Here is an 18,026-nt window from a genome sequence, read left to right on the forward strand (position 1 = left end):
TGTCTATTTCATGGCGTTTGGCGATCTCACCATAGCCTGCCTGACCGTCCAGGTAGCTCTGGATAACTGTCAGCCTGAACTGCTCCGAGTACCGATACATGAAAAAACACCCCAAAAGTTGGTGTCCAACTTTTGGGGTGCAGTTCATCCCGGCGGGTTTTCTTTTGGGTTGATATTTCGCAATTAACCGCCAGGCAAAGCCAGCGTCCGCCTGCCGCGAGCGGGCAGGGCCAACAGCGGCGGGGCTGTCCATCTGGCGTGGTGATTCCGGGACCAATCTCCTAGCATCGTTGAGTGAACTCGATGCGGAAGACACACCTGCTTGCCGCCGTGCTGTGCCTGGTACTCCTGCCCGGCGCAGCTTGGTCGCAATTTGACGAACCGGGCAGCAAGCCGTCGATGGGCCAGCCGGGCAAGGACGTGATCTGGATCCCGACGCCCCAACCGCTGGTGAACCAGATGCTCGACATGGCGAAGCTGACGCCCGAGGATCGGCTTGTCGATCTGGGCTCCGGCGATGGTCGCCTGGTCATCACCGCCGCCAAGCGCGGCGCCATTGCGCGCGGCATCGAATTCAACGGCCAACTGGTCGAGCTGTCCCGGCGCACTGCCCGGGCCGAAGGCGTGGCCGGCCGCGCCACCTTCGTGCAGGCGGACATCTTCAAGTCGGACTTTTCCGATGCCACGGTCGTCACGCTGTTCCTGCTGCCGAGCGTGAACCTGCGTCTTCGCCCCACATTGCTCGGCTTGCAGCCCGGCACGCGGATCGTCTCGAACTCGTTCGACATGGCGGACTGGCGGCCCGACGAGTACGTGCCGAGCGTCGAGGCCTGCCGGGGACCGTGCGGCGTCTACCTGTGGCTGGTGCCGGCCAGGGTGGCAGGAATCTGGGCGATGGGGAACAAGCTGCTGGTGCTGTCGCAGACGTTCCAGAAGCTGGAAGGCGTGATGCGCGAGGGCGAGCGCTCGACGCCGGTATGGGATGGCCGCGTGCGCGGCACGGAGATCGTCTTCACGATCGATGACGAGCGCTACGTCGGCCACGTGGATGGCCGCGAGATGCAGGGCACCATCGAAGGTGGCGAGCCGTGGCGCGCCACGTTCCTCAAGCCGTAGCGCATTATCTACGGACAAAAAAAACCCGGCCCCTCATCAGAGGGGCCGGGTTCTTGCCGACCCGGCGCCACGGCCGAAGCCGTCGCGCGGAGCGGGCGAGGGCGCTACCGCTCAGGCGGTGGCAGCCGGCTTCTTGGCAGCCGTGCGGGCCGTGGCCGAGGCTTGCTGAGCAGCCTTGGTTGCGGCGGTGGCGGCAGCCTGGAAGTTGGTTTCGGCCATTTCCACGGCTTGCTTCGTGGCCTTCTGGACCGACTCGTACGCGTTGTTGGCGGCCGAGATGGCCGACTTCACGATGGCGACGGTCGATTCCGAACCGGCCGGGGCGTTCTTGGCGAAGTTCTCGACGAGCGCTTGCACGTTCTTCGTGCCTTCGGCCAGTTGAGCTTCGGCCACCTTGGTGAACTCGCTCTGCGTTTCCGAGGCGATTTCATACAGGTGACGCGAGTACGCCAGCGTCTTTTCGGCAACCGGCTGCACCAGCGAAGCCTGGATGGCCAGCAGTTCCTGGGCATCCTTGGCGGACAGGGCCTTCTTGGCGTTGTCGACGTTTTCGGCAAAGGTCGCCTTGACCACTTGCATATTCAGTTCGACAAGCTTTTCAACGCCTTCGAATGCTTTGGTGGTCAGACCGAACAGGGTTTCCAGATTGGCTTTTTGTGCGGCTGCAACTTGTTCCGGGGTCAGGATCATTGCTGGTCTCCAGTGGTGAACTTCAAGGTCAAGCAAAATAGAAATTAATCCGCCCGAATGTCAAAGCCATGAACGCAATGTCTTGGCCAGCCCGAGCGATGTATTGGTATGCGGTCGAACCGGGCTTCCTCGCAGAAAGCTTTGATGCGCCGCAACAATTCCTATTCTAAGGGCTGAAAAAAGCCTGTCAAGCGGTTTTGTTGCACTGCACAAAAAATGGCAGACATAGCGCAGATATATGCGCCGTAATGACCACGTATGGGCCGCCAGGCAAGGGTTTATCCCGATAAGCGTGCCATGATGCAACGCGGGGAAGGTCTGCAGTTTGATACCTTTTCACGCAATGCGGAACGCGGTGCTACCATCGCAGACTGCCCGGTCGGTAAATGGTCATGCACCGTCACTTCCCGGGAATTTCCCCGCCCGATCCTCGCCCGATCCGCCCCGATGCAAGCTTTCTACGCCGACCACTTCGTCCTGCCGCTGCCGCCCGGCCATCGCTTTCCGATGCGCAAGTACAGCATGCTGCGAGACGCAGTGGTGCGTGAGGTGCCGGGCCTGACGCTGCATGAGGCGCCCCGTGCCGACGATGCGGCGCTGGCGCTGGCCCACACCGCCGACTACATCGCCGACGTCTCCTCCGGCCGGCTCGATGCGGCCCGCCAGCGCGAGATCGGCTTCCCGTGGTCGCACGAGATGGTGGAGCGCTCGCGGCGCTCGGCCGGCGCGACGATGGCCGCCTGCCGTACCGCGATGACGGAAGGCATCGCGGTCAACCTCGCCGGCGGCACCCATCATGCCTATGCCGACAAGGGCGGCGGCTTCTGCGTGTTCAACGATGCCGCCATCGCCGCGCGCCAGATGCAGCGTGAAGGGCGCGTGCGCCGCGTGGCCGTGATCGACCTCGACGTGCATCAGGGAAACGGTACGGCGTCGATCCTGCGCGACGACCCCAGTGTGTTCACGCTGTCGCTCCATGGCGAGAAGAACTATCCGTTCCGGAAGGAGGCGAGTGACCTCGACGTCGGCCTGCCGGACGGCTGCGACGACGATACCTACGCGGCGGCGCTGGCTGCCGCGCTGGACACGCTCTACGCGCGCTTCGATCCCGAATTGCTGATTTACCTCGCCGGGGCCGATCCTCATGAGGGTGACCGCCTGGGCCGTCTGCGCCTGACCCTGGCCGGCCTGGCCCGACGCGACACGCTGGTGTTCGAGTCCGCCCTCGCACGGCGCCTGCCGATGGCCGTGGCGATGGCCGGCGGCTACGGCAACCAGATCGAGGACACCGTGGCCGTGCACACCCAGACCGTGCGGCTGGCCGCGCGCCATCACCAGCACTGCGGCGCAGGGGCGACCGCCGCTGCGGCGGCCTCTTGAGATCGCAACAAATCCCAATAAAAACGCCGATGCCGATGAAGCCACAACCGGACACCCGCAGCGCCTACGCGCATTTCCAGCCGATCACCACGCGCTGGATGGACAACGATGTCTATGGCCACGTGAACAACGTTGTTTACTACAGTTACTTCGATACCGTGGTGAACACCTACCTGATCCGGGCGGGCGTGCTGGACATCGAGGCGGGCGAGACCATCGGGCTGGTGATCGAGACGCAATGCAACTATTTCTCGTCGCTGTCGTTCCCGGACACCGTCGTAGCCGGCCTGCGCGTGGCCCGGCTGGGCAACTCGAGCGTGCGCTACGAGGTGGGCCTGTTCCGCAACGACGACGAGGTAGCTGCCGCACAGGGTCATTTCGTCCATGTCTATGTGGATCGTGCAACGCGCCGCCCGGCAGCGCTGCCGCCCGCATTGCGCCAGGCGCTGACACCGCTGGTGCGGCCAAGTGAAGAGTGATCAATAAACCACAATAACCCGGAGACCCCCAAGCATGTCCAACCCCGGCGCCGCCCCGCGCGACACCCTTGAAGTCACTTCCGCCACCGGCGATACAACCGTGACCGATTCCGCGGCGATCGTCGACCGCGCCATCACCACGCGCCGTTCGATCCGGGCGTTCCTGGACACGCCGGTGCCGCGCGAGACCGTCGAGGACATCCTCGCCGTGGCCAGCCGCGCGCCGTCGGGCACCAATACTCAGCCGTGGCGGGTCTACGTGCTCTCGGGCGACGCCAAGGCGCGGCTCTGCGCCGATGTGCTGGCCGCCTACCATGACCCCGAGCGCGACACCAAGTACCGCGAGGAGTATCCGTACTACCCGCGCGAGTGGGTCAACCCGTACCTGGCGCGCCGCCGCAAGGTGGGCTGGGACCTGTACGGCCTGCTGGAGATCAGTCGCGAGGACAAGGCGCGCATGCACGAGCAGCACGCCCGCAACTTCCGCTTCTTCGACGCGCCGGTCGGCCTGATCTTCACGATCGACCGGATCATGGAGCAGGGCAGCTGGCTCGACTACGGCATGTTCCTGCAAAGCATCATGGTGGCGGCGCGGGCCCGCGGGCTCGATACCTGCCCCCAGGCGGCATTCACGCAATTCCACAGCATCCTGGCCAGCCAGCTGCGGCTGACCGAGAACGAGATGGTGGTGTGCGGCATGTCGCTGGGCTACGCGGACCCGGAGGCGACGGCCAACCAATTGGTCACGGAGCGTGAACCGGTTAGCGAGTTTGCGCGTTTCCTCTCATGACTTTGCGCCAGACTGAGGTTTCCCCTGATGAGGATTTCACGAAAGCCGCCGATATTGTTGTTAGGGAAACTGTTTCTTATATAGGTGCGAAGCGTTGTGCGCAGTTGTCGACATACGAATGCGCGCGACCATCGCGAGCGCGGAAAATGGTCCATACGGCACATTTTCCGTAATGTGGAATTGTTTGCGAATCGAACTTTAAAGAGCCTTCGTAAGTCTTTAATCTTGCTAACAATTTCTTTATTTCCTAAACTAGCGCCATTCCACCAAATGCCGCGCTGAACAGATCATGTTCCGGTCCCAATCCTTTATTTCCCGACTCTTCAGCATGCCCCTGACCGCCATCGCCACCTCGGCACTGGTGTCGGTGTCCATGCTGGCCGCGCCGGTGACGTACGCAGCGACGAAGTCGACTGCGACGAAAACCTCGGCCAAAAAGCAGGTAACTGCTACTAAATCCACCAAAAAGGTCGCATCCGCGAGCGAGAAGTCCTCGTCATCGCGCAAGGTGATCGTGCTGCGCCACGGCAAGAAGACCGTCGTGGCCAGCCGTGCGCAGCCGGTTCGCGCGGCCTTCGTGCCGTCTAAACCGACGCTCGCCGAGGCCATGGGCCTGCGCGATACAGAGGATGCGCTCGCGCTGCGTTCCTCCGTGGCGCTGGTGCTGGACCAGAACACGAACGAAGTCCTGTTCCAAAAAAACCCCACGGCAGTGCTGCCGATCGCTTCGATCACCAAGCTGATGACCGCGCTGGTGGTCATGGATTCTCGCCTGCCGATGGACGAAGTGCTGACGGTGAGCGAGGAAGACCGCGACACCGAGAAGCACAGCAGCTCGCGCCTGCGCTTTGGCACGCAGCTGACCCGCCATGAAATGATGCTGCTGGCGCTGATGTCGTCGGAAAACCGTGCCGCTTCGGTGCTGGGTCGCAACTATCCGGGCGGCCTGCCGGCGTTTGTGAGCGCGATGAACCGCAAGGCACGCGAACTCGGCATGAACGACAGCCACTTCGTTGATTCGAGCGGCCTCTCCAGCAGCAATGTGTCGAGCGCGATGGACCTGGCCCGCCTGGTCAACGCCGCTTACCGCAACCCGACCATCCGCGAATTCTCGACCCAGACCGAGCATGAAGTGAACGTGCTGGGCCGTCCGCTCCATTACGTGAGCACCAACCGCCTCGTGCGCGGCGGCAACTGGGAGATCGGCCTGCAGAAGACCGGTTTCATCTCGGAAGCCGGCCAATGCCTGGTGATGCAGGCCCGCGTGAACGACCGCAACGTGGTGATGGTATTCCTGGACTCCGTGGGCAAGCTGTCGCGCTTTGCCGATGCCACGCGCGTGCGCACGTGGCTTGAGCACCAGCCGTCGGTGCAAGGCCCGCAACGGCCGTTCCCGGCCTCCCCAAACCTTACGCAGGGTCCTAGCGCGCCGCATGCGGCGCACGCGATCCTGGCCTCGCAGCAGGCACACGGCACCTGATTCAGGTAGCCGCCGCCAATTGAAAACGCGCCGCGGGGCAGCCCGTCGGCGCGTTTCTTTTTGGGGGATGAGCGCGTGAGGCGCTGAGCAGCGCTCAGGCCCAATCAGGCCGAGACGGCGTCTGCCACGTAGCCCATGCCGCGCGAGATCTGCAGCGCGGTGTCCTTGAGGTTCTGCAGCCAGCTGTCCTGCAGGCGGTCTGCCGGCGCGGACAACGACAGCCCGGCCACCAGCCGGCGCGAGTCGTCGTAAATGCCAGCCGCAATGCAGCGCACGCCCAGTTCCAGTTCCTCGTTGTCGCGCGCATAGCCGTTGGTGCGCACCCAGCTCAGTTCGCGCTCCAGCTTGGCAATATCCGTGATCGACGTGCCCGTATGCCCGGCCAGCCCGGTGCGCGTGGCGTAGCTGCGCACGCGCCCGGCCTCGTCGGCGGCCAGGAACAGCTTGCCGACCGAGGTCAGGTGCAGCGGGGCGCGGCCACCGATGGCGCGCACCACCTGCATGCCCGAGCGCTCGCTGTAGGCGCGCTCGATATAGACGATTTCATCGCCCTGACGCACCGAGAGGTTCACGGTCTGCCCGGTGACACGGTGCAGCGCGCGCATCGGCGCGAGTGCCGCATCGCGCACCGACAGCCGCGCCTTCACGAGGTTGCCGAGTTCCAGCAACCGCATGCCGAGCCGGTAGCTCCCGGGGTCCGAGCGGTCCACGAAACGGCACGCCACCATGTCATTGAGAATGCGGTGCGCCGTGGATGGATGCAGGCCGGTGGCCAGCGACAGCTCTTTGAGACTGACGGGGTCCGCGTGCTGGGCGAGTGCATCCAGCAGCGTCATCATGCGTTCGATGACCTGGATGGAGGTCTTGCCGGGTGACTTGTCTGCTTCTGCCATAGGGGGAAATGTTGCCATGCGGCAAATTAAGCGTTTGCCTGATTCTATCTCGCATTGTGAAAATTTCAATAGGTGAAATGCAATTATCGAGATTCCCTTCCAATGACGCGGCCGCTTTCGCATGAGCGGCATTGCGCGCGGGGATGAACAAGTTTGCGGCGCGCGCTGCCCGCAGCGGCGCGGCGGGGGCGCATAATTGCGAGGTTTCGGGTCTGGATAAAAGGAAGCGATGCGAATCGGACTGTTCGCCACCTGTCTGGTGGACCTCATGCGCCCGGAGATCGGGTTTTCGGTGCTGAAGCTGCTGGAATCGGCGGGTTACGAGGTCATGGTGCCCGAGGCGCAGACCTGCTGCGGCCAGCCCGCCTACAACTCGGGCGAGCGCGCCGTCTCGCGCGACCTCGCCGAAAAATTCCTGCGTGAGTTCGAGATGTTCGACTACGTGGTGATCCCCTCCGGCTCCTGCGGCGGCATGGTCCGCGCACACTACCAGGACCTGCTGCGCGACGACCCCGAACTCCACGGCCGCTACGAGCGCCTGCGCGAGCGCGTCTACGAACTGACCGATTTCCTGGCCAACGTGGCGAAGATCGAGACCGTCGACTCGGCCTTTTCCGGCCATGTCACCTATCACGACTCCTGCTCCGGCCTGCGCGAACTCGGCGTCAAGCAGCAGCCGCGCGCGCTGCTCGGCAAGCTGCCCGGCGTGCAGCTGACCGAGATGAAGGATTGTGAGGCCTGCTGCGGCTTCGGCGGTACGTTCTCGGTAAAGTACGGCAATATCTCGACGGCCATCGTCGACGAGAAATGCGCCAACATCCAGGCCAGCGGCGCCGATGCCGTGGTGCTGGGCGACCTTGGCTGCATGCTCAATATCGAAGGCCGGCTGCGCCGGTCCGGCGATACGCGCACCCGCGTGCTGCACATCGCGCAGGTCCTGGCGGGCGACGCCTGATCGATCGAACCTCGGCAAAATACGATGCAAGTTCACAGCATGGAATTCAAGGCGCGGGCCGGGCAGAAGCTCGCCGACCAGCGCCTGCAGCAGAACCTCAAGAAACTGTCGACCAAGTTCGTGACGGCGCGGGCCGATGCGATCCGCGACATCGACTTCGACGCCACGCGCGCCGCGCTCAAGGAGCGCCGCAACCGCGCGCTGGAAAACCTCGACGTCTGGCTCGCCAAGTTTGAAGAGAATGCGACCAGACGCGGCGCCACGGTGCTGTTCGCCGAGACCACCGCCGACGCAGCCCGCCTGGTGGCCGAGATCGCGCAGAAGCATGGCGTGAAGAAGGTCATCAAGAGCAAGTCGATGGTGACCGAGGAGATGCGCCTGAACCAGGTGCTGGGCGAGATGGGCGTGCAGAGCATCGAGACCGATCTGGGCGAGTACATCCTCCAGATCAACGATGCCGAGCCGCCGTCGCACATCATCGCGCCCGTGATCCACAAGGACAAGGACGAGATTGCCGACCTGTTCGCGCGGGTCCACCACAAGCCGCGCCTGACCGACATCCCGCAAATGACCCGCGAGGCGCGCGAGGTGCTGCGGCCCGAGTTCCTGTCCGCCGACATGGGCGTGACGGGGGGTAACTTCATCATTGCCGAGACCGGCTCGGTGGCCGTGGTGACCAACGAGGGCAACGAGGGCATGTGCACGGTCATGCCGCGCGTGCACGTGGCCGTCACCGGCATCGAGAAGGTGCTGCCGACGCTGGAGGACCTGGCCACGGTGATGCGGCTGCTGCCGCGCTCGGCCACCGGGCAGGCGATTTCCAACTATTTCTCGCTGCTGACCGGCCCGCGCGCCGAGGGCGAGCGCGACGGCCCCGAGCATATGTACTTCGTGCTCGTGGACGGCGGCCGGACCGGCCTGATCGGCGGCGAATTCCAGGAGATGCTGCGCTGCATCCGCTGCGGCGCCTGCATGAACCACTGCCCGGTGTACCAGAAGATCGGCGGCCATGCCTATGGCTGGGTCTACCCGGGACCGATGGGCAGCGTGCTGACGCCAAGCTATGTCGGCCTCGCCAATGCGGTCGATCTGCCCCAGGCCGCCACACTTTGCGGCGAGTGCAACAGAGTGTGTCCCGCCTCGATCCCGCTGTCCGACCTGTTGCGCAAGCTGCGCGAGAAACAGATGGAACGCGGCCTGCGCCCGTGGCAGGAGCGGCTGTCGCTGCAGGTGTGGGGCTATGTGGCGCGCCGCCCGGGGCTCTACGCCTTCGCCACGCGCATGGGCGCGCGCCTGCTGGCGCGGATGGGTGGCCGGAATCGGCTGATTGCCAGCCTGCCGATGGCGGGCAAGGGCTGGACCGAGACGCGCGACATGCCCGCGCCGAGCGGCCGGACCTTCCGCGAGTTGTACAAGGAGAGGAGGGCGCGCGCATGAGTACGCACCAGGACAACCAGCGCGCGCTGAACGCGATGCGCGAGGCATTGGCGAGCCATGTGGCCGGCACGATGCCAGTGGCGGATCTCGTCGGTGCATGGCGCGCGGCGGCCACGTCGCTGACGCTGCCGCCGGTTTTCGGCCAGGCGATGGAGGAATTGCTACGCCGCCTGGAGATGTCGGCGGTGTTCGCCCAGGACAGCTGCTCGTTCTCGAGCACGGCGGTTACCGACCAGCTCAAGCGCTGGCTGGACAAGGCCGAGACGGCGTAACGGGCGTCAGCCACGTCAGCCACGTAAGCCACGTAAACGACAACGGCCGGGGAGCACCCCCGGCCGTCTTTCTTCCCTTTCGATTCAGCTCAGTTCAGCTCAGCAGCAGCGCGTCATCATCCAGCTGCTCATGCCGGGTCTGCTCGAACATCCGCAGCAGGTCGGGCACGTCGAGGCCCTTGCGCTGGTCGCCTGACACATCGAGCACGACCTGCCCCTGGTGCAGCATCACCGTGCGCTCGCCGTAGTCCAGCGCCTGGCGCATCGAGTGCGTCACCATCATCGTCGTGAGCTTGCTTTCCGAGACGATCCGCGCGGTCAACTCCAGCACAAAGGCGGCGGTTTTCGGGTCCAGCGCGGCCGTGTGCTCGTCGAGCAGCAGGATGCGCGACGGCTGGAGCGATGCCATCAGCAGGCTCACCGCCTGCCGCTGGCCGCCGGACAGCAGGCCGATCCGGTCCGTCAGACGATTCTCAAGCCCGAGGTTCAGCAGCCGCAGCTTGTCGCGGAACAGCTCGCGCGACGCCTTGTTCAGCGCCGGGCGGAAGCCGCGCCGCGAGCCGCGCGCCATGGCCAGCGCCATGTTTTCCTCGATGGTCAGCGCCTCGCAGGTGCCGGCCATCGGGTCCTGGAACACGCGGGCCACCAGATGGGCGCGGTCCCAGGCGGGCTGGCGGGTGACGTCGATGTCGTCGATGGTGATGCGGCCGCTATCCACCATCTGGTCGCCGCTGACGGCGTTCAGGAAGGTGGACTTGCCCGCGCCGTTGGAGCCGATCACGGCCACGAACTGGCCGCTCGGGATCTCCAGGTTCAGGCCGCGCAGCGCGCGGTTCTCGATCGGCGTGCCGGGGTTGAAGGTCAGCTTCAGGTCTTGTGCGCGCAGCATCTCAGGCACCTCCGTTCTTGCGGCCAAACAGCTTCTTGCGCGTGGCCGGCAGCACCAGCGCCAGCGTCACCAGCGCCGCTGTTACCAGGTTCAGATCCTGCGCCTTGAGGCCGATGAACTCCGTGTTCAGCGCCAGCGCGATGAAGAAGCGGTACAGGATGGCGCCCAGCACCACGGCCAGCGTCACGTAGACCAGACGTCGCGCCGGCAGGATGGTCTCGCCGATGATCACGGCGGCCAGGCCGATCACGATGGTGCCGATGCCCATCGAGATATCGGACCCGCCCTGGGTCTGCGCGAACAGTGCGCCGGCCAGCGCCACCAGCCCGTTGGAGAGCGCCATGCCGGCCAGCGTGGCCCGGCCCGTGGGCACGCCCTGCGCCCGCGCCATGCGCGGATTGGCGCCGGTGGCGCGCATCGCCAGGCCCAGTTGCGACGAGAAGAACCAGTCCAGGCCGACCTTCGCCACGATCACCACCACCAGCAGCACCAGCGGACGCAGCAGGTAGTCGGGCAGCCACTCGGGCTGGAGCACCGTGAACAGGGTCGGCTCGGTAATCAGCGGCACGTTCGGGCGGCCCATGATGCGCAGGTTGACCGAGTACAGCGCGATCATCATCAGGATACTGGCCAGCAGATCCATGATCTTGAGCCGCACGTTGAGCCAGCCGGTGATCCATCCGGCCACCGCGCCGGCCGCGATGGCGGCGAATGTGGCCAGGAAGGGGTCCTGGCCAGCGGCGATCAGCGTGGCGGCCACGGCGCCGCCAAGCGGAAAGCTGCCATCGACGGTGAGATCGGGGAAATTGAGGATGCGGAACGAGATCAGCACCCCGAGGGCCACGAGGCTGAAGATCAGGCCGATCTCCAGGGCGCCCATAAGGGAAAAGAGGGACATGGGGAAATCCTGTTGCGGGGGACCGGCCGGGCTGTCGCGCGCCGGGTAGGCGACGAGCGCGCTGCGGTCCGGAGGCCCCGGCCGGCCGGATAGGCCGGGCCGGGGCCGGAGAGCGTCAGGCCGCGCAACCCCTTGGGGGCGGTGCGGCCCGCTGCGGGTCTTACTTGATGACGGTCTTGGCTTCCTTGACCAGTTCCGGCGCCAGCGTCACGCCCTGCTTGGCGGCGGCGCTGGTGTTCACGAACAGTTCGAGGTTGTCCGAGGTCTGCGAGGCAATCGCGCCGGGCTTCTCGCCCTTCAGGATGCGCACGACGATCTTGCCGGTCTGGTGGCCCAGGTCGCTGTAGTTGATGCCCAGCGCGGCCACGGCGCCACGCTTCACGCTGTCCGTGTCAGCCGCCACCAGCGGAATCTTCGACTCGTTGGCCACCTTCACCAGCGCCTCGTAGGCCGAGACCACGTTGTTGTCGGTGTTCGTATAGATCACATCGACCTTGCCGATCAGGCTCTTGGCAGCCGGGCCGATGTCCACGGTACGCGGCGCGGCGGCTTCCTTGAGCGTCAGGCCCTGCTTGGCCAGCAGTTCCTTCAGTTCCTTGACCACCACCACCGAGTTGGCTTCGCCGGGGTTGTAGACCATGCCGACGGTCTTGACCTTGGGCACCACGCGCTGGATCAGGGCGACCTGCTTGTCCAGCGGCAGCTTGTCCGAGACGCCGGTCACGTTGGTGCCGGAGGCGCCCCAGCCCTTGACCAGCTGGGCGGCCACGGGGTCCGTCACGCCCGAGTACACCACCGGCACGGTCTTGGTGGCGGCCACCACGGCCTGCGCGGACGGCGTGGCGATGGCGACAATCGCGTTCGGCTGGTCGCCGACGAACTTGCGGGCGATCTGGGCGGCGGTGCCGGTGTTGCCCTGCGCACTCTGGTATTCCCACTTCAGGTTCTTGTCGGCGTCATAGCCGGCAGCCTTCAGTTCGGCGCGCACGCCGTCGCGGATGGCGTCGAGCGCCGGGTGATCGACGATCGACAGCACTTTCACGGTCTGGGCCTGCACGGCGCCGCCGTACAGCACCGACAGCGCGACCACGCCGCCGAGAATGGTTTGGGTGGATGCCTTGAGGCGCGACTGAAGACGCAGCATGTAATGGTTCTCCCCCGAGGGTTCGGTACTTTTGAAGCCTGCGAGGATACCATTTTCGGGCCTCCCGCGGCTCTCTTTTAGTGCACCGGTCGGCCATATCCTGCTGTTAAACGCCTCGGGGGACGAGGCGTGCCGCAAATTATTGCGCCAGAAAGCCGATTTCCGTGAATGTGTTGCGGTGCAACATCCTCAACCGGCAACGGGGTGGCGCAAGGCGGCGGCGCAGTCCCGCACCAGGGCGGGGCCGCGGTAGATCAGGCCGCTGTAGACCTGTACCAGTTGTGCGCCGGCATCGATCTTCGCGCGCGCGTCGGCGCCGCTGAAGATGCCGCCCACGCCGACGATCGGCAGGGCATCGCCCACCACGGCGCGCAAGGCGCGCACCACGCGGGTGGAGGATTCGAACACCGGACGCCCGGAGAGGCCGCCCGCTTCCTCGGCATGCGGCAGGCCCTGGACCGCCTCGCGCGAGATCGTGGTGTTGGTGGCAATCACCCCGTCGATGCCGTGCCGCACGAGCGCATCGCCGATATTGCGGATCTGGTCGTCGTCCAGGTCCGGCGCAATCTTCAGCGCCAGCGGCACATAGCGCTTGTGCTGGTCAGCCAGGCGCTGCTGGGCGGTCTTCAGCGTGGAGAGCAGGCTGTCCAGTTCGCTCGCGCCCTGCAGCTGGCGCAGGTTCTTGGTATTCGGCGACGAGATGTTCACCGTCACGTAGCTCGCGTGCGGATAGACGCGCTCGAGGCAGTAGAGGTAGTCGTCAGCCGCGCGCTCGATCGGGGTATCGGCGTTCTTGCCGATATTCAGGCCCAGCACGCCGCCCTCGGCCTTCCAGCGCGACGCCTGCACGTTGGCCACGAAGGCATCCACGCCGCCGTTGTTGAAGCCCATGCGGTTGATCAGCGCATCGGCCTGCGGCAGCCGGAACATGCGCGGACGCGGGTTGCCGGGCTGGGCGCGCGGCGTGACCGTGCCCACTTCGATAAAGCCGAAGCCGAACGCGGCAAGACCGTCGATGTACGCGCCGTCCTTGTCGAGACCGGCCGCCAGCCCCACGGGGTTCGGGAAGCGCACGCCCATGACGGTGCGCGGATCGGCGGCGATGGTGTTGCCAAGGCAGCCGGCCAGGCCCATGCGCTGGGCGCGCATGAGGTTGTTCAGCGTGAAATGGTGGGCATCCTCCGCATCCATGGAGAACAGGGCGGGGCGAAACAGGGGATAGAGCGCGTTGAGCACGGAGTGGGGGCGCGGCCGGGGCCGGCGTGAAGTCGGTACCAGGGCGGCATTGTAGCGTGCGGCAGGCGCTACTCCTGGGCGGGCCCCGGTTGGAGTGCCGCGGCCGGCGTGGTGGCCGGTGGGGGGGCGGGTGCGGGGTTGGGTGCAACGGCATCGTCGTCGAACGGATGCCACTGGTTGCCCGTGAGCACCTGGAGCGGCCGGAAGCGCGCCTTGTAGGCCATCTTGCGGCTGTCGGCGATCCAGTATCCCAGGTAGAGGTGCGGCAGGCCCAGCTCGCGGGTCTGGTTGATCTGCCAGAGGATGTTGTAGGTGCCGTAGCTCGCGCCGACGGCCATCGGGTCATAGAAGGTGTAGACCGACGACAGGCCGTCGTCGAGCACATCGATCATGCTGACCATGCGCAGGCGGCCCGCCTCGGGCGAGCCCGGCGGTTCGCGGAACTCCACCAGCCGCGAGTTCACACGGCTTTGCAGCAGGAACTGCTCGTACTGGTCCCGGCTGTCCTGGTCCATGCCGCCGCCGGCGTGGCGCATCGACTGATAGAGCAGATACAGCGCGTAATGCTCCTCGACGTAGGTCAGCGGCGCCACTAGCGCCTGCAGGCCCTCATGCTGGCGCCAGGCGCGGCGCTGGCTGCGGTCCGGGCGGAACTGGTCCACCAGCACGCGGCACGGCGTGCAGGCGCGGCATTCGTCGCAATAGGGTCGATAGGTGAAGATGCCGCTGCGGCGGAAGCCGGCGCGCACCAGCCGGGAGTAGACATCGGCATTGATCAGGTGCGCGGGCGTGGCCACCTGCGAGCGCGCCATGCGGCCATCGAGATAGCTGCAAGCGTAGGGCGCCGTTGCGTAAAACTGCAACGCGGAGAGCGGAAGTTCCTTCAGCTTGCTCATGGCTCGCTCATGACAAAAAGACGGAGGCGGCGGACACCACCTGGCGGCATCCTGTCTGGCAGTCTATCAGAGCAAACCGGGCGGCGTGTGCAACGCGGTGCAAGCGTGGCGGAAATGAAAAAATGTCGACCGCGTGTCACGCGGTGTCGGGGTTTGGCGCCCAGCGCGCCAGCACCGATTTGTCGAATTGCCACGGCACGATGTCGGGCTGCGCGGTGGCCGCCCTGACGTGGGCGACGAAGTCCGCGCGGGGGATGGGGCGGGCGCCGAGGGAGGCCAGGTGGTCGGTTTCCTGCTGGCAGTCGATCATCGTCACGCCGTGCTGGTCGAGGAAGGCGCAGAGCGCGGCCAGGGCGATCTTGGAGGCGTCGGTGCGCTGCGCGAACATCGACTCGCCATAGAACATGCGGCCCAGCGCCACGCCGTAGAGACCGCCCACGCGCTCGCCCTGGTACCAGCTTTCCACGGAGTGGGCGCGGCCGGCGCGGTGCAGCGCGCCATAGGCGCTGACGATGTCGTCGGTGATCCACGTGCCGAACTGGCCGTCGCGCGCGGTCATGGCGCAGTTGCGCATCACGGCGATGAAATCATCGTCGACACGGATTTCCCAGTCGGGGTCGCGTAGCGTGCGGCGCAGTGTCTTGCGCAGCGTGGCGGAGACCTTGAGCGCCTGCGGCGCCAACACCATGCGCGGGTCGGTGCTCCACCAGAGCACCGGCTGGCCTTCGGAATACCAGGGGAAGATACCTTGCCGGTAGGCCAGCAACAGTCGTTGCGGCGAGAGGTCGCGGCTGGCCGCGAGCAGGCCGGGTGCGTCGCTGGCCGGGCCGAGCGCCCGCTCGACAGGCGGAAACGGGTCCTGTGGGTCCAGCCAGGTGATCATGGGGCGGCGGGGCGTCGCCCGGGTTCAGGGGGTGACGGGCGGCGAGGCGGGCGACGTGGCCGGTGACGCCTCGGCCGCCGACAGCGGCGTCACCGTGGCACGGCTGGTCAGCGGCCGCATCGGCTTGTCGATGTCGAGGCTGTGCAGGCGGAAGCTGCCATCGGCGATCCGGCCCGCCGCGCGGTCGGCGAAGAAGCAGCGCAGCGTGTGGATGACAGTGGGAAAGGCCAGGTCGTCCCAGGGCACATCGGCTTCATCGACCAGCTTGACCTCGAGGCTTTCCTCGCCCGGGGCGATGTCCAGGTCCTGCATCGTCGCCAGGTAGAACAGATGCACCTGATGCACGTGCGGCACGTTGAGGATCGAGAATAGTTCGCCCACTTCCACGCGGGCGCCGGCTTCCTCGAGGGTTTCGCGCGAGGCGGCCTGGGCCGTGGTCTCGCCAATCTCCATGAAGCCGGCCGGCAGCGTCCAGAACCCGTAGCGGGGCTCGATGGCGCGCTTGCAGATCAGGATCTTGTCTTCCCAGACCGGGATCGTGCCCACGACGTTGCGGGGATTGACATAGTGGATGGTGCCGCAGCCGTCGCATACGCTGCGCGGGCGATTGTCGCCTTCGGGTACGCGCAGGACAACCGCATGACCACAGTTCGAGCAGAATTTCATGAGGGGCGTCCGGGAGGAATGGCGCCAAGTGTATCACCGCGCCGCCCGGCCGCTGCGGGCGCGATGTGCGGTCCTGGGGTGCACATCGCGCTGTCTAGGGGAGGGTAGTTACTTGCGCTGGGTTGCCTTCGCGCCGCCCGCCGCGCCCGGGCCGGCGGCTGGCACCCAGTCCTCGGGGCGGTCTGGCGGCACGATGTCCGCCTTGCCCTTGCGGGGGTCTGGCAGGTTCACTGGCGCGGGCCGGTCGTTCCGGTGGCCCTTTGCGCCGTGGGCCGGCTTCTGGGCCGTCGGCTTGGCCTGGGCATCGCTGCCGCCACTGCCTTGGGCGAGGGCCGCGCCGCCCGCCAGCGCGGCACAAACCGTGCAAGCGGCCGCCCAGATCGCCATCGATGTTGCGCTACGCATGGTCATGTTGGGTTCTCCTTTCGTTGCGTGTGAGAAGAACCCTACGGACCTCGGGCGTCCGCCGCCATGGATTGACCTTGCGATGTGATGTCGGCGGCCCGGCCCGTGTGAAGTCCCGGGTGACCGCCAGGTAAGAGCGGAGGCAGAAAACAAAAAACCCGCCTGATTGGGCGGGTTTTCTAGTGACTGCTTGTTCGTTCCGGCGGTTGGTTGCGGGGGCAGGATTTGAACCTGCGACCTTCGGGTTATGAGCCCGACGAGCTGCCAGACTGCTCCACCCCGCGTCCGTCGAAGCTGAGAGTATATGACAACCGTTTGCGCAATGCAACACCTTTGTCTCTCGGCTTCTGATGGGTACCGTGCAAGCGGCGCCCGTCTTCAAGTTAGAGCACTTGAGGGGGGCGCGGTTCAGGTCGATTTCGGGGTTTCGCTTGTGCGCTGCCACAACGTCGCTTCGAACTCGAAGCTGTCGCGCTGCTGCAGGTCGTCGCGTTGCCAGATCACGCGGTCGGGCCGCACGGTCAGCATCCATGTGGTGGTGGCGAGTGGGTTGGGCTGGTCGAACGCGCGTGGCGTGAGCACCGCTGCGCAGGGGCCGTGCTCGGGGTCGCGCACGGAGGTGTAGCGGATCAGGCCCAGCCCGGCTTCGCGCGCCAGACGGCCAAAGGCCTGGCAGGGCGCGTGGTCGTCCGGGTCGATCCAGCGGGGGTCTTCGCGGAATGGGGCAGCGTCCAGCGCCACGCCATCGGTCTTCACGCTGACCTGGAACAGCGTCTGCGCGCGGGCGTCGATGCGGGGCAGCGCGGGGCTGTCGAGCAAGAAGCGCCAGCGCCAGTAGCCCAGTTCGGCACAGGCCGTGCGGATGGCGTCGGCGCCATAGAACACGCCCGGGTCTTGCCCGCCGCGAAAGCGCGAGCCCCAGGGAGAGGGCGGATAGCGGAAGGGTGTGAAGATCAGGTAATGAAGGTGGCGTGCGTCGGCGGGCACGGCAGGCTTGCCGGCGTCGAGCACGGCTTCGAGCACGGCCTGTTCCTCGAGGCTGTCCACCAGGGGCATGGTCGAGACCACATGCTGGGCCTCCACCGCCCGCCACAGTTTGAGCGCGAACGGCTTGCGCTCAGATGCGACCGCGGGTGGCGTCCAGGTAGTGAACGACACGTACGAGCCCTTCGGTGGTGCGAATCAACTCGAGCGGCTTGCCGCCGAGCGCGAGGTTGTCATGGGTGAGCCACAACCGCGCCTGCTCGTCGTGGCCGAGGATGGCATCGAGCGAGCGGAACAGGCGCACGAACAGCACGCCGAATTCCCACTCCTTGCGGTGCGCATCGAGCACGTAGCCGCCGGACGCCATGCGCGAGACCGACGCGGTGCTGATGCCCAGCACGCTGGCCACGATGGCCTGGCTGATGCCAAGAAAGCCGGCCGCGCGCATCACGGCCTTGGTGAGCGTGGCGCCGGGGTTCACGCCGCCGGCGGGCTCGGTCTCCGGAATCTGATGAGATTGCATCGCCTTTGCT

Annotated in this window: 21 protein-coding genes and 1 tRNA gene; 8 read left to right on the top strand and 14 right to left on the bottom strand. The window is 66.0% G+C overall.

Annotation, left to right across the window (positions count from 1 at the left end; genetic code table 11):
- Positions 1 to 253 (bottom strand): hypothetical protein (locus AB4120_RS23820; protein ID WP_441642921.1); only part of this gene is annotated, 253 nt, incomplete at its 3' end.
- Between the two features lie 50 nt (positions 254 to 303).
- Here AB4120_RS23820 and AB4120_RS23825 point away from each other — a divergent pair.
- Positions 304 to 1,116 carry an SAM-dependent methyltransferase gene (locus AB4120_RS23825; RefSeq protein WP_441642922.1) on the top strand — a complete coding sequence of 271 codons (813 nt, stop codon included), beginning with the start codon at positions 304 to 306 and terminating at the stop codon, positions 1,114 to 1,116.
- 111 nt (positions 1,117 to 1,227) lie between these two features.
- Here the strand turns inward: AB4120_RS23825 and phaP1 are convergent, their stop codons facing one another.
- Positions 1,228 to 1,806, bottom strand: coding sequence for a TIGR01841 family phasin PhaP1 (gene phaP1 / locus AB4120_RS23830; RefSeq protein WP_149136199.1), 579 nt, complete (start codon positions 1,804 to 1,806; stop codon positions 1,228 to 1,230).
- A gap of 447 nt (positions 1,807 to 2,253) precedes the next feature.
- Between phaP1 and AB4120_RS23835 the strand changes: the two genes are divergently transcribed.
- The 4 genes from AB4120_RS23835 to pbpG all read left to right on the top strand — a co-directional run bounded on the left by AB4120_RS23835 (position 2,254) and on the right by pbpG (position 5,935).
- Positions 2,254 to 3,186, top strand: coding sequence for a histone deacetylase family protein (locus AB4120_RS23835; RefSeq protein WP_149136198.1), 933 nt, complete (start codon positions 2,254 to 2,256; stop codon positions 3,184 to 3,186).
- A 35-nt stretch (positions 3,187 to 3,221) separates the two neighbouring features.
- Positions 3,222 to 3,665, top strand: coding sequence for an acyl-CoA thioesterase (locus tag AB4120_RS23840; protein ID WP_149136197.1), 444 nt, complete (start codon positions 3,222 to 3,224; stop codon positions 3,663 to 3,665).
- A 34-nt stretch (positions 3,666 to 3,699) separates the two neighbouring features.
- The gene (locus tag AB4120_RS23845) at positions 3,700 to 4,455 is read left to right on the top strand and encodes a nitroreductase (protein WP_441642923.1); all 756 of its coding nucleotides are present in this window, start codon (positions 3,700 to 3,702) and stop codon (positions 4,453 to 4,455) included.
- 289 nt (positions 4,456 to 4,744) lie between these two features.
- Positions 4,745 to 5,935 carry a D-alanyl-D-alanine endopeptidase gene (pbpG, locus tag AB4120_RS23850; protein WP_441642924.1) on the top strand — a complete coding sequence of 397 codons (1,191 nt, stop codon included), beginning with the start codon at positions 4,745 to 4,747 and terminating at the stop codon, positions 5,933 to 5,935.
- Between the two features lie 104 nt (positions 5,936 to 6,039).
- On the opposite strand, the gene AB4120_RS23855 is transcribed toward pbpG, so the two are convergent.
- Positions 6,040 to 6,828 (bottom strand): IclR family transcriptional regulator, encoded by a 789-nt coding sequence (locus AB4120_RS23855; protein ID WP_144195807.1) that lies wholly within the window; start codon positions 6,826 to 6,828, stop codon positions 6,040 to 6,042.
- 229 nt (positions 6,829 to 7,057) lie between these two features.
- On the opposite strand from AB4120_RS23855, the gene AB4120_RS23860 reads away from it, so the two are divergent.
- The 3 genes from AB4120_RS23860 to AB4120_RS23870 are packed head-to-tail and all read left to right on the top strand — an operon-like array spanning position 7,058 to position 9,492.
- The gene (locus AB4120_RS23860) at positions 7,058 to 7,783 is read left to right on the top strand and encodes a (Fe-S)-binding protein (protein WP_144195805.1); all 726 of its coding nucleotides are present in this window, start codon (positions 7,058 to 7,060) and stop codon (positions 7,781 to 7,783) included.
- Between the two features lie 24 nt (positions 7,784 to 7,807).
- Positions 7,808 to 9,220, top strand: coding sequence for a LutB/LldF family L-lactate oxidation iron-sulfur protein (locus AB4120_RS23865; protein WP_441642925.1), 1,413 nt, complete (start codon positions 7,808 to 7,810; stop codon positions 9,218 to 9,220).
- On the top strand, positions 9,217 to 9,492 hold the full coding sequence (locus AB4120_RS23870) for a hypothetical protein (RefSeq protein ID WP_149136195.1): 276 nt from the start codon (positions 9,217 to 9,219) through the stop codon (positions 9,490 to 9,492). The genes AB4120_RS23865 and AB4120_RS23870 overlap by 4 nt, the downstream gene beginning before the upstream one ends.
- A 94-nt stretch (positions 9,493 to 9,586) precedes the next feature.
- Here the strand turns inward: AB4120_RS23870 and AB4120_RS23875 are convergent, their stop codons facing one another.
- From AB4120_RS23875 to AB4120_RS23925, 11 genes are all read right to left on the bottom strand, one after another.
- Positions 9,587 to 10,381 carry an ABC transporter ATP-binding protein gene (locus AB4120_RS23875; protein WP_144195799.1) on the bottom strand — a complete coding sequence of 265 codons (795 nt, stop codon included), beginning with the start codon at positions 10,379 to 10,381 and terminating at the stop codon, positions 9,587 to 9,589.
- A 1-nt stretch (position 10,382) separates the two neighbouring features.
- A complete protein-coding gene (locus tag AB4120_RS23880) occupies positions 10,383 to 11,279 on the bottom strand; it encodes an ABC transporter permease (protein WP_149136194.1) in 897 nt (298 codons plus the stop codon).
- 160 nt (positions 11,280 to 11,439) lie between these two features.
- A complete protein-coding gene (locus tag AB4120_RS23885) occupies positions 11,440 to 12,423 on the bottom strand; it encodes an ABC transporter substrate-binding protein (protein WP_149136193.1) in 984 nt (327 codons plus the stop codon).
- A gap of 189 nt (positions 12,424 to 12,612) precedes the next feature.
- Positions 12,613 to 13,659, bottom strand: coding sequence for a quinone-dependent dihydroorotate dehydrogenase (locus AB4120_RS23890; RefSeq protein WP_144195793.1), 1,047 nt, complete (start codon positions 13,657 to 13,659; stop codon positions 12,613 to 12,615).
- 68 nt (positions 13,660 to 13,727) lie between these two features.
- A complete protein-coding gene (locus AB4120_RS23895) occupies positions 13,728 to 14,555 on the bottom strand; it encodes an arginyltransferase (protein WP_441642926.1) in 828 nt (275 codons plus the stop codon).
- Positions 14,556 to 14,691: 136 nt separating this feature from the next.
- On the bottom strand, positions 14,692 to 15,438 hold the full coding sequence (gene aat, locus AB4120_RS23900; protein ID WP_441642927.1) for a leucyl/phenylalanyl-tRNA--protein transferase: 747 nt from the start codon (positions 15,436 to 15,438) through the stop codon (positions 14,692 to 14,694).
- A gap of 24 nt (positions 15,439 to 15,462) precedes the next feature.
- Positions 15,463 to 16,104: an NUDIX hydrolase gene (locus AB4120_RS23905; protein ID WP_149136192.1), complete on the bottom strand. Its 642-nt coding sequence runs from the start codon at positions 16,102 to 16,104 to the stop codon at positions 15,463 to 15,465.
- Between the two features lie 108 nt (positions 16,105 to 16,212).
- The gene (locus AB4120_RS23910; RefSeq protein WP_149136191.1) at positions 16,213 to 16,515 is read right to left on the bottom strand and encodes a hypothetical protein; all 303 of its coding nucleotides are present in this window, start codon (positions 16,513 to 16,515) and stop codon (positions 16,213 to 16,215) included.
- A gap of 201 nt (positions 16,516 to 16,716) precedes the next feature.
- Positions 16,717 to 16,793: transfer RNA gene (locus tag AB4120_RS23915), tRNA-Met, on the bottom strand.
- Positions 16,794 to 16,917: 124 nt separating this feature from the next.
- The gene (locus tag AB4120_RS23920; protein WP_187645162.1) at positions 16,918 to 17,667 is read right to left on the bottom strand and encodes an RES family NAD+ phosphorylase; all 750 of its coding nucleotides are present in this window, start codon (positions 17,665 to 17,667) and stop codon (positions 16,918 to 16,920) included.
- Positions 17,627 to 18,016, bottom strand: a complete 390-nt coding sequence (locus AB4120_RS23925) for an MbcA/ParS/Xre antitoxin family protein (RefSeq protein WP_144195784.1) — start codon at positions 18,014 to 18,016, stop codon at positions 17,627 to 17,629. Before AB4120_RS23925 ends, AB4120_RS23920 begins: the two co-directional genes overlap by 41 nt.
- Between the last annotated feature and the right edge of the window lie 10 nt (positions 18,017 to 18,026).

The organism is Cupriavidus sp. 2KB_3 (assembly GCF_052115685.1).
Classification (GTDB): Bacteria; Pseudomonadota; Gammaproteobacteria; order Burkholderiales; family Burkholderiaceae; genus Cupriavidus; species Cupriavidus campinensis.

Excerpts from the sequence above, each read along its gene's own strand:
- AB4120_RS23825 (WP_441642922.1), top strand. The coding sequence starts at position 304 with ATGCGGAAGACACACCTGCTTGCCGCCGTGCTGTGCCTGGTACTCCTG.
- phaP1 (WP_149136199.1), bottom strand. The coding sequence starts at position 1,806 with ATGATCCTGACCCCGGAACAAGTTGCAGCCGCACAAAAAGCCAATCTG.
- AB4120_RS23835 (WP_149136198.1), top strand. The coding sequence starts at position 2,254 with ATGCAAGCTTTCTACGCCGACCACTTCGTCCTGCCGCTGCCGCCCGGC.
- AB4120_RS23840 (WP_149136197.1), top strand. The coding sequence starts at position 3,222 with ATGAAGCCACAACCGGACACCCGCAGCGCCTACGCGCATTTCCAGCCG.
- AB4120_RS23845 (WP_441642923.1), top strand. The coding sequence starts at position 3,700 with ATGTCCAACCCCGGCGCCGCCCCGCGCGACACCCTTGAAGTCACTTCC.
- pbpG (WP_441642924.1), top strand. The coding sequence starts at position 4,745 with ATGTTCCGGTCCCAATCCTTTATTTCCCGACTCTTCAGCATGCCCCTG.
- AB4120_RS23855 (WP_144195807.1), bottom strand. The coding sequence starts at position 6,828 with ATGGCAGAAGCAGACAAGTCACCCGGCAAGACCTCCATCCAGGTCATC.
- AB4120_RS23860 (WP_144195805.1), top strand. The coding sequence starts at position 7,058 with ATGCGAATCGGACTGTTCGCCACCTGTCTGGTGGACCTCATGCGCCCG.
- AB4120_RS23865 (WP_441642925.1), top strand. The coding sequence starts at position 7,808 with ATGCAAGTTCACAGCATGGAATTCAAGGCGCGGGCCGGGCAGAAGCTC.
- AB4120_RS23870 (WP_149136195.1), top strand. The coding sequence starts at position 9,217 with ATGAGTACGCACCAGGACAACCAGCGCGCGCTGAACGCGATGCGCGAG.
- AB4120_RS23875 (WP_144195799.1), bottom strand. The coding sequence starts at position 10,381 with ATGCTGCGCGCACAAGACCTGAAGCTGACCTTCAACCCCGGCACGCCG.
- AB4120_RS23880 (WP_149136194.1), bottom strand. The coding sequence starts at position 11,279 with ATGTCCCTCTTTTCCCTTATGGGCGCCCTGGAGATCGGCCTGATCTTC.
- AB4120_RS23885 (WP_149136193.1), bottom strand. The coding sequence starts at position 12,423 with ATGCTGCGTCTTCAGTCGCGCCTCAAGGCATCCACCCAAACCATTCTC.
- AB4120_RS23895 (WP_441642926.1), bottom strand. The coding sequence starts at position 14,555 with ATGAGCAAGCTGAAGGAACTTCCGCTCTCCGCGTTGCAGTTTTACGCA.
- aat (WP_441642927.1), bottom strand. The coding sequence starts at position 15,438 with ATGATCACCTGGCTGGACCCACAGGACCCGTTTCCGCCTGTCGAGCGG.
- AB4120_RS23905 (WP_149136192.1), bottom strand. The coding sequence starts at position 16,104 with ATGAAATTCTGCTCGAACTGTGGTCATGCGGTTGTCCTGCGCGTACCC.
- AB4120_RS23910 (WP_149136191.1), bottom strand. The coding sequence starts at position 16,515 with ATGACCATGCGTAGCGCAACATCGATGGCGATCTGGGCGGCCGCTTGC.
- AB4120_RS23925 (WP_144195784.1), bottom strand. The coding sequence starts at position 18,016 with ATGCAATCTCATCAGATTCCGGAGACCGAGCCCGCCGGCGGCGTGAAC.